The organism is Amphritea sp., from assembly GCF_016744155.1.
GTDB lineage: Bacteria > Pseudomonadota > Gammaproteobacteria > Pseudomonadales > Balneatricaceae > Amphritea.
Genome location: NZ_JADGEW010000024.1, coordinates 16,211 through 30,333, shown reverse-complemented (window position 1 = coordinate 30,333; position 14,123 = coordinate 16,211). Strand labels below are relative to the sequence as shown.

At 45.2% G+C, this 14,123-nt stretch carries 10 protein-coding genes; 2 read left to right on the top strand and 8 right to left on the bottom strand.

From position 1 onward, the window contains the following. Positions 1 to 38 precede the first annotated feature (38 nt). The 5 genes from QZZ54_RS15655 to QZZ54_RS15635 form a co-directional block, all read right to left on the bottom strand. Positions 39 to 764, bottom strand: a complete 726-nt coding sequence (locus tag QZZ54_RS15655) for an amino acid ABC transporter ATP-binding protein (RefSeq protein ID WP_290704018.1) — start codon at positions 762 to 764, stop codon at positions 39 to 41. A 19-nt stretch (positions 765 to 783) separates the two neighbouring features. After that, positions 784 to 1,734: an amino acid ABC transporter permease gene (locus QZZ54_RS15650; RefSeq protein WP_290703916.1), complete on the bottom strand. Its 951-nt coding sequence runs from the start codon at positions 1,732 to 1,734 to the stop codon at positions 784 to 786. Between the two features lie 134 nt (positions 1,735 to 1,868). Continuing rightward, complete coding sequence (locus QZZ54_RS15645) at positions 1,869 to 2,684, bottom strand: transporter substrate-binding domain-containing protein (protein WP_290703913.1); 816 nt, start codon at positions 2,682 to 2,684, stop codon at positions 1,869 to 1,871. 129 nt (positions 2,685 to 2,813) lie between these two features. Next, positions 2,814 to 3,356 (bottom strand): OsmC family protein, encoded by a 543-nt coding sequence (locus QZZ54_RS15640; RefSeq protein WP_290703910.1) that lies wholly within the window; start codon positions 3,354 to 3,356, stop codon positions 2,814 to 2,816. 12 nt (positions 3,357 to 3,368) lie between these two features. Further along, positions 3,369 to 4,670, bottom strand: a complete 1,302-nt coding sequence (locus tag QZZ54_RS15635; RefSeq protein ID WP_290703906.1) for an aminotransferase class I/II-fold pyridoxal phosphate-dependent enzyme — start codon at positions 4,668 to 4,670, stop codon at positions 3,369 to 3,371. Between the two features lie 263 nt (positions 4,671 to 4,933). Between QZZ54_RS15635 and QZZ54_RS15630 the strand changes: the two genes are divergently transcribed. Then, on the top strand, positions 4,934 to 6,472 hold the full coding sequence (locus QZZ54_RS15630) for a sigma 54-interacting transcriptional regulator (RefSeq protein ID WP_290703903.1): 1,539 nt from the start codon (positions 4,934 to 4,936) through the stop codon (positions 6,470 to 6,472). Between the two features lie 55 nt (positions 6,473 to 6,527). On the opposite strand, the gene megL is transcribed toward QZZ54_RS15630, so the two are convergent. Next, positions 6,528 to 7,724, bottom strand: coding sequence for a methionine gamma-lyase (gene megL / locus QZZ54_RS15625; RefSeq protein WP_290703900.1), 1,197 nt, complete (start codon positions 7,722 to 7,724; stop codon positions 6,528 to 6,530). 212 nt (positions 7,725 to 7,936) lie between these two features. Between megL and QZZ54_RS15620 the strand changes: the two genes are divergently transcribed. Further along, positions 7,937 to 8,413 (top strand): Lrp/AsnC family transcriptional regulator, encoded by a 477-nt coding sequence (locus tag QZZ54_RS15620; RefSeq protein WP_290704015.1) that lies wholly within the window; start codon positions 7,937 to 7,939, stop codon positions 8,411 to 8,413. Between the two features lie 884 nt (positions 8,414 to 9,297). Here the strand turns inward: QZZ54_RS15620 and QZZ54_RS15615 are convergent. Together QZZ54_RS15615 and QZZ54_RS15610 are read right to left on the bottom strand one after the other, a co-directional pair. Beyond that, entirely contained in the window at positions 9,298 to 12,429 is a 3,132-nt protein-coding gene (locus tag QZZ54_RS15615; RefSeq protein WP_290703897.1) for an efflux RND transporter permease subunit, read from the bottom strand. Then, on the bottom strand, positions 12,429 to 13,793 hold the full coding sequence (locus QZZ54_RS15610) for an HlyD family efflux transporter periplasmic adaptor subunit (RefSeq protein WP_290703895.1): 1,365 nt from the start codon (positions 13,791 to 13,793) through the stop codon (positions 12,429 to 12,431). The genes QZZ54_RS15615 and QZZ54_RS15610 overlap by 1 nt, the downstream gene beginning before the upstream one ends. Positions 13,794 to 14,123: the final 330 nt, after the last annotated feature.

Genomic DNA, 14,123 nt, shown 5'->3' with positions numbered 1-14,123 from the left:
CAATTATTCATAATAATTAGGGATTTAATCGCTAACCCTTACAACACCTGAGACAAGAATTCAGCCAATCTAGAGTGGGGAGGATTATCAAAAAAAGTAGTTGGTGTATCATCAACCAGCAACTGTCCTTCTTCCATAAAGAGCACTCGATCAGCAACTTCCCGAGCGAACCCCATCTCGTGTGTTACCACCACCATCGTCATACCGTCCTCAGCGAGACCTTTCATTACATCCAACACTTCACCGACCATTTCGGGATCCAGGGCAGATGTAGGCTCATCAAACAGCATAATATTAGGTTTCATTGCCAACGCTCGGGCGATTGCCACACGCTGCATCTGACCACCTGAGAGTTGTGATGGATAATTATCTATACGTGTCTCCAGCCCTACCTTACAAAGTAACTGGCGAGCATGGCTTTCCACTTCCTGGCGATTGCGCTTAGAGACTTTCAACGGTGCTAGCATCACATTTTCAAGCACACTCATATGCGGAAACAGGTTGAAACCCTGGAACACCATCCCCACTTCTTCACGAAGCTTGTTAATATCAGTGTCTTTGTCATACATATCAGTTCCATCGATGGAAATTGATCCGCTACTGATAGTTTCAAGCTGGTTCAAGGTGCGTAGAAAAGTTGACTTACCCGACCCTGATGGCCCAATAACAACAACCACTTCTGCACGATGAACTATCGCTGATACGGCTTTCAAAGCATGGCAGCCGTTGCCATAAAATTTGTCTATCTGCGTTGCAACGATCATATCGTTGCCTTGATATTCTTTAATCACTGGTCGCTAACCTCTTTTCTAATAGCTTCACCATCCAGGACAAAGTGCCAGTCAGGACGAGATACAACAATGCAACGGTGAACCACACTTCAAATGGAGCAAAAGTACCACTGACAACTTCACGGCCTGCTTTCGTCAAATCGGTTATTGAGATAACAGAAACCAACGATGAATCTTTAATAAGATTGATAAACTGGCCCGCCATCGGCGGTAAAGTACGCTTAAAAGCTTGCGGTAAGATGATATGAATCATCGCCTTAGAATAGTTCATACCGAGGCTTCGGGCGGCTTCCATCTGCCCCGCAGGAATAGACTGAATACCAGATCGTATAATTTCAGCAACATAGGCCGCCGCAAATATCGACAAGGCTGCTGCCCCTGCAGTAAACCTATCAAGCCCGAGAACTGTCCCGATAAAGAAGTAGAAGATAAAGATCTGCACCAGCAATGGCGTACCTCGCACAATCTCTACATAAAGCAAAGATAGGTGCTTCAGTAACGGATTTGAGGAGATCCTTGCCAGCCCGACAAATAAACCAATAATGACAGCAAAAAACAGTGAAACGATCGAGATTTTCAATGTCACTACCAAACCATTCATAATTGGCCCCATACGCCAATCTTCACGGGTAACAATGACATCACCTTCAAATACCAGATCACCATCCCCCACGATTAAATGAGAAAACTCCTGATACGCTCGATCGGGCTCACCGTTGTCAGATGTAACCACAACAGATAAACCATCTGCGCTTACTTTGGCGACACCATCAAAAGGAGCAACCGCAGACTTGGGTTCCATATTCACTAAATATGGAACAACACGCTCCCATCTCCAGTTGTACTCAATGCTTTGACTAGCCAAAACAATGGAATAGCCAAAACTCAACAAAACCGCTAACAGCACGCCGTGCCATAACAGATTACTCGATGTTTTTTCCATTTTTACTCAACCCCTGTAGGGAAGATGCGAGTGAGTCCTTTGCATTTACGCTATCTTTGCGTATTGGTCATCCAATAACCTTCAGAGAGTGCATTGAACTTAATTCGCACCTGCCTAAATTAGTTACTTTATTGTTATTGGATTTTCTTTAACCAGGAGTCGTTGTTGAACCACTTGTCATAGATGCGATCATATGTGCCATCGCCCTTAATCTGACGCAAGAAAGTGTTTAGGAAGCTTGTAAAATCTGGATCACCTTTACGAATTGCCCAACCCAGTGGCTCATAGGTGAACGCAGTGTCCAGATGAGCTACACGAGCCTTATTCTGAGAAAAGAAAATAGCATTCGATGGCAGGTCATAAACCAGAGCATCAGCATTACCATTCGCAACTTCAAGAGCGCCTTCAGCTTCCGATTCAAATAAACGGATAGTCGCATTAGGTATCAATTTTTTAGCCGAAATTTCACCGGTAGTACCTAACTTAGCCGCAATAACATATTTTGGATCATTGAGATCCCGATAGCTGTTAATCACACCCTTATGTTCTGGTTTAATAAGGAGTGACTGGCCTACAACAATATATGGATCAGCAAAGTTAACTTTCAAGTTTCGCTGTGAAGTGATAGTCATACCACCAATAAGAATGTCACATTTATCAGTCAGTAACGCAGGAATAATTCCATCCCATGCGGTATTGACTGGGGTATGTTTAACGCCCATTGATTTTGCAAGCAACTTAGCAATATCAATATCAAACCCTATGTAGTCGCCATTTTTTGCTTTCATTTCGAACGGCATGTAGCCGGCCTCAAAACACACTCGCAACTCATTATCATTGATAATTTTATTCAGCGTTGACTGCTCCCACAGCTCAGAAGAGCTAGCGAATGTTAACGAACTGGCAACCATTAAAATAATACTGGTGAACAATCTATTTAGTTTTTTCATCGCATTTCGCCTTTTATATTTATAATTAAATTAACGCGGTTCATCATTTATAAATGTTCTTACTTTTACCTAAACATCAACGATGGAAACCTGCTAATAAACACACTATTAGCAAGCCCCAATAAGCATTCAGTTATTGATAATCAACTCACCCTCTACTGCTGCACCTTTCATAATGGTCATCGCATTTGGGCTTTGTCGTAACGCAGTCTGACGCAGAGTTTCAAACTGCTCTTCAGTACCATCACCCGTCACCTCAATGCAGTATTGAATCTCAGTAAATGGAACTGACGCTTCAGGATCAATATCTAAGAATCCCGACAAATTCAGTTCTCCTCGTACCGTCACTTTCAGCATTTCCAGCTGAATCTCCATTACTGAAGCACCAACCGCAAATCCAACTAAAATGCAGGCGCCCACACCCGACAAAAGGTATTCCTGTGGATTCGGAGCATGATTACAACCCAGCAACTGCCTTGGCTCATCAATTTCCCAGCTAAAGTCCCGGCTTACTGTATGGGGCCCCACACTCATCGGTAACGCCGTTACTTTTGAACGAGTGCCACTTTGCCAATTAAGCTCTACACCGTATTGGGCAATACCTTCTGCAGGATCATTTTTGATCTCATTTACAAATTCACTCAGTGCTGAAACAGCAATTCCATTACGCATTATTATCTCCAGTTAAATTGAATTTAGTGCTTGTTCGAAGTCGTTAATTAAGTCTGCCGCATCTTCAATACCGACAGACAAACGGATACAACCTGGGTTAATACCCATGTCTTGGCGCTGCTTGGAGGTATAACCGGCGTGAGAGGTGTTAAATGGCAAACTAACCAGAGATTCCACTCCCCCTAGGCTAGTTGCCTGTTTTGGAATGTTTAAGCATTTAAGTAGCTTAAGGGCAGCCTTGTCTCCTCCCATAATTTCAAAAGAAATCATGCCTCCACCGTTTTTCAAGACACTTACGGCGAGTGAGTTATCAGGATGACTTTCCAATAATGGGTAAAAAACACGCTTAACTGTCGGATGCTGCTCAAGGTATTGAGCTAGCTGCAATGCAGAGTTTTCATGCGCTGCCATACGAATTGCCAGCGTTTTTAAACCACGTTCAAACAGAAAACATGCATGAGGATCTAAACTTCCACCATAAGCCAGCAAACGAGGCCAAACCATATCCACCAACTTGCGACTACCCATTACAGCACCGGCAATAAGGTCACTATGTCCGTTCAGATATTTAGACGCAGAATGAATAACTAGATCTGCCCCCATCTCAACGATGCGACAGCTAATTGGTGTCAGGAAAGTGCCGTCAATGATCAATCTAATTTTATTGCGCTTGGCAATTTGAGATAGTCGTTTTATATCTACCAGCTTGAGCAAAGGATTGGTTAGTGCTTCGAAATACAATATCTGAGTGTTTGGCTGAATGGCTGCTTCTATTGCTTCATAATCCCTTGGATCAACATAGCTGACACTCATATTCAATGTCGGCAACTCTTGATTAAACAGATTGTAGGTGCCTCCATAGAGCTCATTCGATGCGACTATGTGCGCGCCTTTATCCATCATAGCCATCACTGTTGCAGTAATTGCAGCCATGCCTGAGCTAAACACCAGTGCAGATTCAGCGCCTTCTAGCGCTGCTAGTTTAGTCTGTAGTGCCCACTGGTTTGGATTACCATATCGGGTATAGATGAACCGGTCCCGGGCATAACCTTCTTCCACTGAACGATATTGCTCATCGTCTAGCAGAAAGGTGGACGTTTGATAGATTGGTGTGCCCACAGCGCCTGAAATAGGATCATCGGTTGTACCAGCATGCACCGCCGCAGTAGAGAAACCGGCTGCAGACCAATCTTTATGTATTTGTGAAGGTCCAGCTTGGCGCGTACGCTTGAGCTCTGAAGTCCAGCGCATGTCTGGCGCAAGTGCACTCTGCCCGACAGAGTCACCTTTTATTAACCCATGTTCTTTTGTCATTCTTATGCCCTGTTACATTTTTATTGTCTGTACAGGGATAGCAAATGGCGAACCAACTATTCAAAATTCTTTTTAAATCATATGGTTACATTTAAAAACTTGTACCTTCTTGTAAATAAAGCAGCAATGTTGTAATTATTTTATTACAGCAGATCACCGCTAAATGCTTATTTTTCTAGTAAATCATCTATAAAACAGTAATATATACATGATGTAATATAAAAATTACACTGTAATGAAATAAATACACACACGGCTGCGCTATGCGATTTGATATAAGATCTGATAAAGACAGGATCGGTATTACCCAGGAAATTCTTACGGCGCTATCGCAACAACGCCTAAGCCTTGCTGCAGTAGAAATGCACCTTTACCATACATTCGTTCAGCTCGATGAAAACACAACCGCCACATTGGATGAGCTAAAAGCAACCTTACTAAATATTGCAAACGTCACCGAAATTATAGAAATTGATCTGCTGCCAGGTGAACGTCGAAGCCAGCATCTTGATGCTGTCTTATCTAAGCTGCAGGACCCCATACTAGACATCGATAGTGGCGGTCATATTCTCCTTGCCAATAGCGCTTCGGCAGCGTTACTGGGACAGGACAAAGCCTCCCTACAAGGCCTGTCCCTAACCCAATTTGTTGACCGTCCCCTACAATCACTTCTACCTGAAACCCCTACAACAATTGATCTAAACTGTGCGGGGCAATCTTTTCTTGCCGATATAACCCCTGTTTTTTCTTACAACAGAGGTGAAAAATCTATCACCGGTTCGGTTCTACTTCTTCAAAGTCTGCGCCGCTTAGGCCAGCAAATTTCGGCTGTCAGCCACACACCCACCGATAACATAACCTCGTTAATTGGCTCATCTGAGGTAATGCAGGTGCTTCTTAAGAACACCCAACGTTTCTCACAACTCGATATGCCGGTACTTATTCAGGGTGAAACTGGAACAGGCAAAGAACTATTAGCACATGTTCTTCACGACAATGGCAGCCGCGGGAAAGCGCCCTTTATGGCGATAAACTGCGCCGCATTGCCAGAAAACCTACTAGAAAGTGAGCTCTTTGGTTATGCCCCTGGAGCCTTTTCTGGTGCACGAAAAAGTGGAAAACCAGGCCTATTTGAACTTGCAGATGGCGGCTCAATTTTATTGGATGAAATTGGCGAAATGTCGACTTATCTGCAAGCCAAGTTATTGCGTTTTTTACAGGAATATAGCTTTCGCAGAATTGGTGGTGAGAAGGAGATATCAGTCAACGTAAGAATCATCAGCGCTACTCATCGAGACTTATTAACCATGGTGGAAGAGAAGTTATTTCGTGAAGACTTGTTCTATCGACTGAATGTGCTGAATCTTCAAGTCCCTGCTCTACGCCAACGCCGCGCCGATATTCCGGCACTGAGTAAGCATTTCACTACCCGCGCAGCTGAACAGGTCAATCGTCCCACGCCGCAAATATCAGAATCGGGCATGGATATGTTGATGAGTTACAACTGGCCGGGAAATATTCGGGAACTACAAAACGTGCTCTTCAGAAGCGTAGCAATGTCAGACGATGCGGTACTAGAACAGCATCACATTCCTATTGATCTAAACCCTGACTCCCATACTGATAGCACTTCAGAGCAATCCTTCGACAGCTGGAAAGCGGCTCAAGAAGATTTTGAAAAAAATCTTCTTGAGTCACTGTATCCCCGCTACTCTTCATCTCGAAAATTAGCTCAACGCTTATCGGTTTCACACAACACTATCGCCATTAAGCTCAAGAAATACGGCATCACATTAGAATAATACGCCGCACTAAGCCACGTATTAACACATAGACAGTATCTTAAGATCGTGCCGACTAAACATGCTGCAGAGCCTGCGATACATCGGCAAAGATATCTTCTATCGACTCAAGTCCTACCGAAATTCTTACAAGACCTTCACTAATCCCATGCTTTGCGCGCTCTTCAGGTGTATACGTCGCGTGGGTCATGCTCGCCGGATGCTGACATAGCGTTTCAGCATCGCCCAGACTCACGGCACGTTTGATCATCTCTAGTTTATTCATGAATATAACTGCTGACTGATAACCCCCTTTTAATTCAAACGCGATCATGCCACCACTGTCACTCATCTGCGCTTTAGCTAACACATGAAATGGATTGTCTTTAAGACCTGGATAGTAGACCGATTCAACCGCTGTATGTTGCTGTATACGCTGAGCCAGTTCAGTAGCATTTTTACAGTGCCGCTCCATTCTCAGCTCCAGTGTTTTCAAGCCCCTTAAGATAAGAAATGCGGTCAGTGGTGCAATAACCGCACCCGTCATATCTTTCAGACCAAACACTCGCACTTGATCAATAACGGCCTTACTACCAACGACTGCTCCGGCAATCAGGTCACCATGCCCACCCAAATACTTTGTTGCAGAATGCACAACCAGATCAGCACCCAGTGTTAGAGGACGCTGTAGAGCCGGTGTGCAATAAGTGTTATCCACGATAACTTTAATCTCTGGGTTATAGTCATGTGCTAACTGGCTGATCGCTGCTATATCCATAACCCGCATATTAGGGTTTACCGGGCTTTCGAAATACACAACTCGAGTATTCTTTGTAAGCGCCGCCTTAACCGCAACAATATCCGTACAATCAACAAACTCAACCTCAACACCAAACTTCTTCAAACCGTGTTGCAGATAAGCAAAGGTACAGCCATACAACGTTTTATCAGCAACTACCTTGTCCCCCTGTGCCAGCAATGTCCACATTGTGGCCGTGATCGCCCCTATTCCAGAAGCGGTCGCTAGGCAAGCTTCACCTTCTTCAAGGTCTGCTAGCCGTACTTCAAGTAACTCTTGAGTAGGATTAGAAATACGGCTATAAAAATGACCACTTTCTTCGCCAGCGAAACGAGCAGCCCCCTGCTCTACACTGTCAAAACAGAAGGTGGAGGTCATATACACAGGGGGGTTAAGCGCTCCCTCATTTTCGGCGGCATTGTATCCCAAATGAATAGCACGGGTTGAAAATGACTGGCTCTTATTTTTGTTCATTGTTTTCTCCACTTAGAACTGCCCTAACAAGCATGTACGTTTTATATCGAGACCTAGCGCCTTAAGGGTTCGGAATAAAACAGTTGAATTAAAAAAAATCACATGGTTAGAATAGCTACTAATGGGTAGCCAAAATGTTCTTTATAAATACTTTAAATAGAATAAATGGTACAGAAACTTAAAAAATACAAAAAAAGTAGTGAATTATGCCAATAAAGAAATTAGACCGAATAGATCGAAAAATACTCGAGGAAATTCAACGTAACGGCAACATAAGTAATCTAGAGCTGGCAGAGAAGGTTAATCTATCTCCCTCTCCCTGCTCCCGTCGCGTGCGCCAACTGCAAGATGCGGGGATTATAGACCGACAGGTAACACTACTTAATCAGGATGCTTTGGGCCTGCCTTTAACCGTTTATATCCATGTTAGTCTAGAGAAACAACTCCCTAAAACCCTGGATAACTTTGAGCACAGTATCTCTGGCTATAATGAAGTATTAGAGTGTGCGCTCATTACCGGCAGCGACGCCGATTATCTTCTTAAAGTACTAATGCCGGATATGTCTTACTATGAAAAATTCCTGCTCAAAGAACTGAATCAGATAGAAGGCGTGTCCAGCATTAGAACCAGCTTTGTCATGCGTCAGGTGATCAGTCGCACTGAACTACCTCTTTCGCACATCAATTAAAGACCTCGAAACAACTAATTTTCGTCTTTCACCATTAATCTAAAAATGGCGCTTAGAATGCATTACACTTGAATTTTGCTAAGAAAAATTAGGTATAGAAACAACTACGATCCAGAATAAACACCCACAGTATAGATCTTAAAAATAAGTTATTCTGATTTTCTCTTGAACTACGTTTAAGGATCATTTGAATGAATCACCTTAGGGCGGTATGAAAGGGATGACATCGAAGAAATAAGCTGAGGTGGCAGCGACTGCTCGTTTTTGCTCTGACATATATTGCTTTTCATGCCAACTGGTAACGACGAATGCCAAACAGAGCTCACAAGAACATTCATACGTTTAGGTATTCATTTAATAACGAATATCGGAATGTGAAGGGCATAGATATGCTCCTTATGCTCTCTATAGTAAAACACGGCTCCGCCTTACGAACAGACGAATACGGCGAAAACATCAATCTAGACATCTTGAAAGGCGAGATTTATTTTCTTGGTTATGACATTGACCTTTTTCAGGTAAATTACGAAAAGGTAAGAATTTACCGAGACAATGAAGATAAGATTTAAAGTTGGGTACTGAGTAGCCTAAGAAAGATGCTAATAACTTCCATATTCTCACCTAATCAATGATCATGCCAAATTCTTTCACAACAGGGCCTTATTCGTATTCTCCCTAATGCTTAAGCGCCCTGGCTAAGGTAATCATACACCTAACTCACTGCCACCTGCTTCAGCAGGCAGCTCAATCCGCCCAGCAGGCGCCCAGATAGAACTAATGACGATGTATAAGTTCTAACACTTAATACTTCCGCTGAATAAAGATGTCGACCCCTTCGCCGGCATCCTTATTCATTATCATTTCAACCGGGCTATCAGCCATTTTTACACTCTAGCCTCCAGTACAGGCAGACTTCCCGATGGCTCATCAGGTAAAGTTTCGAGTTCTGTAAAGCCAAAATCTTCCAGGATGCTGTACGCCGCAGGCAACACCATCAACAACAGCACCGTCGCCGTCATCATGCCAAACACCAGGCTACAAACCAGTGGTACCAGTACCTGCGCCTGAAGACTCGTTTCAGATAGTAACGGCAACATACCCGCCACCGTCGTTACTGACGTCAGGAAAATCGCTCGAAACCGGTCCCGCACAGCTTGGCCCGCAGCATCATGCAAGCTCATCCCTTCCAGGCTGCGGCTTTTTACAAACTCCACCAGCAAGATCGAATCATTAACCACTACGCCAGCCAGCGCTACAAAGCCAATCATACTGGGCAAACTCAGGTCCAGCCCCATCAGCATATGCCCCCATACCACACCGATAAGTGCTAATGGAATATTCAGCAATACAATTACCGGCTCTTTGTAATTGGCAAACTGAAAGCTCAACAGTAAATAGACACCGGCAAGCCCCAATAAAAAACCGCTAACAACAGAACCACTGGTTTCCTGATCATTCTTTACCTCTCCTTCGAGGCTAAAGCTGATACCAGGGTAGCGTTCTGTCAGGAGTGTTAGGTAGTTAAGTTTAATATCATTAATGACTGCAGAGGTATTCGCCAGCGTCGAATCAACATCGCCGGTTACTGTCACCGTTCGCTGATGATTCACCCGGACAATACGGGAGTACTCTCGCTGTGACGTCACATTAGCAATGGCCGTTAACGGGATATCTTCACCGGCTGAATTAAAAATAGTCAGATTTTCAAACTCAGACAACGCCTGAGACGCATCATTATCCAGTTTGACACTAATCTCATACGCTTCATTACCACGGTACACATCACTGACTTTCACGCCTTGGTAAGCTGCCCGAAGCTGAGACGCAAGTTGTTGGGCATTCAAACCTGAATTAAGCGCCCCCGCCTGTAATTCGACCCGTAATTGAGGTTTACCCGGGCGCAGATCTGACATCACATTACTGACACCGGTATAACCGGTTATCCAGCCCTGTAATTGCCATGATGCCTGGTACAGTTGATCAAGGTCTTCACCCTGCAAACGGATGGAAATCGCCTGCCCAGCCGGCCCCATGGAAGGCTCCTTAAACTGCACAGCAATCGCGTCGCTAAACTCTGGTGAATTTTCCAGCCACAATCGTTTCAACTCTACCAGTGACGTATGACGCTTCTCGGCATCCAGCAGATCCAGGCTGATCGTTGCCAGATGCTCACCCTCTTCATGGGCATCCGCATTACTGCTGAAGGTCACTAAGGTATTGCGCACCAGCTTACCATCCGTTTCAGGCGGAAGGCTGGCCAGTGATTGATCGAGACTGACTAATAGCTGACTCACTACCTCTTCCGTACGTTGAAACGGCGTTCCCTGAGGCAGCAAAATACGCGCCTGTAACTGATTACCTTCAATATCGGGGAAGCCTTTAAATTTAACGACGCCGGCCGCCATCATGCCGATAGAAATGATCAGCATAAAGATCGCTAATCCAACACTAAAATAGCGATAGCGAATCGACCAGTCCGCCATCTTACCCACTCGTTCTGTGAGCTTTGCAAAGCCAACTTCAAATCGATTCCGCCAACCCGCTTCATCGGACTCAGACTGACGGCTCAGCGAGTGATGCAGGTGGTGCGGTAATATCAAAAAAGCCTCAATCAGACTAACCGTGAGTACCGCCAGTAATACCACCGGCAATACGCCAAGAATTTGCCCCATATCCCCTTTTAAAAATAGCAAACTACCAAACAGAATGGCCGATGTTATAAAAGAAGAAGCGATTCCCCGGGCGACTTTCTGGATGCCATCAACCGCTGCCTGAAAAGGGGTTTTCCCCTTGCGAAACTCGGTTTCGATACTTTCAGACAATACGATCGCATCATCCATCAGGATGCCGATCGCCATCAGCAGAGCAACCAGCGATATCATATTGATACTAATGCCGAACGCTGACATCACCACCAAGCCACCGAGGAACGAGATCGGTAACCCCATCGCGACCCAGAAGGTGTAGCGCCAGCCAAAAAACATAAACAGTGCCAGAGTTGCCAATAGCAGCCCTTGCCAGCCATTAGTTAACAGCAGCGATAAACGGTCTTTTACAATAGAAGCCGAATCCTGGGTAATCACCAGGGAAGTGCCTTCCGGTAAACGGCTGTTTTCCTGATCGGTAAATTGTTTAACTGCATTAAAGACAGTGAGCGAATCATCACTGCTATTCTTACTTATCTCAATTAGCGCAGCCGGAAGACCATTAAGCTCTATACGCTGTTCCGGTACCTCAAACAGGTCTTCTACCGTCGCGATATCTCCCAACCGTAGTTGCCCACCCTGCTCAGTGGTGAGAATAACCAGGTCTTCCAGCTCGGATACGCTACGGCGGGCATTTTCAATTCGAACCTGATAAGTACCATGCCGTGCGTCGATATCTCCCGCGGGCAGGTCCAGCGCCTGGGTTCGAATAAGGTTAGCGATATCATCGATACTGAGTTTATATTGCCGCAGGGCATAGGGTTTTACACTGACGCTAAGTTCGTGTTCAGAAAACCCGGTCACGGTGGCAATTGGAACGCCCGGCAGTGCCAGCAGCTTATTGCGGTAGTATTCGGCCAGTGCTTTCAGCTCCACCATGGTGGCATCCGAAGAGATCGCCACGCTAACCACCGGCTCGGTACGACCCAATTCCTTAATAACGGCATCTTCAGCGTCAGAGGGGAAATCCGTTATCGCATCAACCGCTGCAGTCACATCATCAACAAACTGTTTAATGTCACCCGACTCTTGCATATCCAGCGTTAGCGTACCTAAGTTATCGCGGGCTTCGCACTGCTGCTCATCCATGAAGCTGATGCCATCGGTAGCATCTTCGAGTCGATTACATATGCCATCTTCCACATCGGACGGACTAGCCCCCGGATAGGCTACCGTAACACTAACCCGGTTCAGATCTACTTCGGGGAATGTCTCTTTCTTAAGCGTTGGTAGTGCTACCAGCCCCAGCAAGATAATCGCCACCATAAGGATGTTTCCAGCGGTTGGATGGCCGGCAAAGAAGCGAATCATTATTCAGCACTCCCGCTAAACACCAGGTCAGCATCAAAGGAGACTGCTTTAAGCTCATCCTGATATTGCTGATCCGTTACCGGGGCCAGTGGCATACCTTTTATGACCGGAATCAGATCATTCACGATCACCTTGTCACCCACTGACAGCCCCTCTGAAATAAGCGCAAAATCTCCCTGGGTAAATAATACTTCTACTGCCCTTATTTCCAACTTCTGCTCAACACCTACCAGATAAACCCGTCCTTCATGGATGGCTTTACGGGGAATCACCAGCGCATCAATGGCCGGAGCATACAGATCCACTGCGGTATACATTCCCTTAATCAGGGGTGGCCGCTTGCCCGGAATGATTTTTTCGTACGGGTTGTCTACTGCAACCACAATGCCCAACGTTCTGCGTACCGGATCGATCGCTTCAGAAAAACGTATTACTTCAGCCTGCCAAACAGCCTGCTTCTGCCCACCAACCAGGCTGACTTTTGCTTTCAAACCGAGTTGTTGCAGCACCTCCCCCATTTTTGCCGTCGACAATGATGCCCCACTGACCAACTTTGCCATCTGCTGAATCGGCAGCTGTGCAGTGATCTCAACCCGATCGGTTGCCAACGCTTCAAATAGTGCAGTACCGACAGAAACATACTCCCCTTTATCCACAGGTACAGAGCCAATTCGCGCATCAAACGGCATATAAAGTTCGGTACGGCCCAGACTGGTTTGCTGACTACGCACCTGTTGTGATGCCCGTTCAATCTGAGCCTGTGCTGATGCCCTGCGGCTAACGTAGGTATTTAGCTGCCCCTGCAGATCAGAGACAGTCTGTTGCAACTGTAACAAACTCTGTTTTTCTGTATCTAATACAGAGCGGGCTATCAGGCGTTTATCCCACATATCCTGGATCCGCTGCAGCTCCTTTCGGCCAACATTTAGACTGTCCTGAGCCAATCGCAGTGAACGTCGGCTGGTTTTTTCCTCTTCATCTAACTGCTGCAGTGACGACATGTTAGATTGTAGATCAGCTTCACTCTGCTTCAGAGAGACCTCCACATCCTCAGGATCAATTCGCAACACCAATACCCCGGCAGCAATACTGCCACCCTGCTTCAAATCTGGATGCATGTAGCTTATTTTGCCACTCACCTCGGCCCTATTTTGCAATGCCACCCCGTGCTCAACGCTGCCATAAGCCGTCGTCGTCGGGTGTATTTTTTGCGAGACAACCTCAATCACGCCCACCTGTTTGGGTACCAATCCGATCTTCTGATGCTCTACTGGCGCTTGATTACGCATCATCATTGCAACAATAAGCGCAGCCAGTGCGATAACTACAAAAAAGATCAACGGTTTTTGAAAGAGTGATTTCATGGATGAAGTCCAGACAGGAGGATAAATAAGTCACTATTAGCAGTATATAGTAACCAATTTTTATGCTGGAAAACTTTACAGTAATTTACATAGTTTTTGTGACTCGAGTTACAGCTAGAAACTAATTTCAGATAAAGAGTATTTAACAGATAGGGATAAACCACTGCTTAAAGTTTCTCGATTAATTCTGATTTGAGTGTTGAAATTAACTTGTCAGTGGCCAGTTGGCTCTACAGCTATATAGTTAAATTCCCCTTTGTTAGATCTTTATTACCCATTATAAGAGGTAGATCATTGAGCTTTGGGTGGAACAGCTGTTTTAATAAGAAC

Excerpts from the sequence above, each read along its gene's own strand:
- QZZ54_RS15655 (WP_290704018.1), bottom strand. The coding sequence starts at position 764 with ATGATCGTTGCAACGCAGATAGACAAATTTTATGGCAACGGCTGCCAT.
- QZZ54_RS15650 (WP_290703916.1), bottom strand. The coding sequence starts at position 1,734 with ATGGAAAAAACATCGAGTAATCTGTTATGGCACGGCGTGCTGTTAGCG.
- QZZ54_RS15645 (WP_290703913.1), bottom strand. The coding sequence starts at position 2,684 with ATGAAAAAACTAAATAGATTGTTCACCAGTATTATTTTAATGGTTGCC.
- QZZ54_RS15640 (WP_290703910.1), bottom strand. The coding sequence starts at position 3,356 with ATGCGTAATGGAATTGCTGTTTCAGCACTGAGTGAATTTGTAAATGAG.
- QZZ54_RS15635 (WP_290703906.1), bottom strand. The coding sequence starts at position 4,670 with ATGACAAAAGAACATGGGTTAATAAAAGGTGACTCTGTCGGGCAGAGT.
- QZZ54_RS15630 (WP_290703903.1), top strand. The coding sequence starts at position 4,934 with ATGCGATTTGATATAAGATCTGATAAAGACAGGATCGGTATTACCCAG.
- megL (WP_290703900.1), bottom strand. The coding sequence starts at position 7,724 with ATGAACAAAAATAAGAGCCAGTCATTTTCAACCCGTGCTATTCATTTG.
- QZZ54_RS15615 (WP_290703897.1), bottom strand. The coding sequence starts at position 12,429 with ATGATTCGCTTCTTTGCCGGCCATCCAACCGCTGGAAACATCCTTATG.
- QZZ54_RS15610 (WP_290703895.1), bottom strand. The coding sequence starts at position 13,793 with ATGAAATCACTCTTTCAAAAACCGTTGATCTTTTTTGTAGTTATCGCA.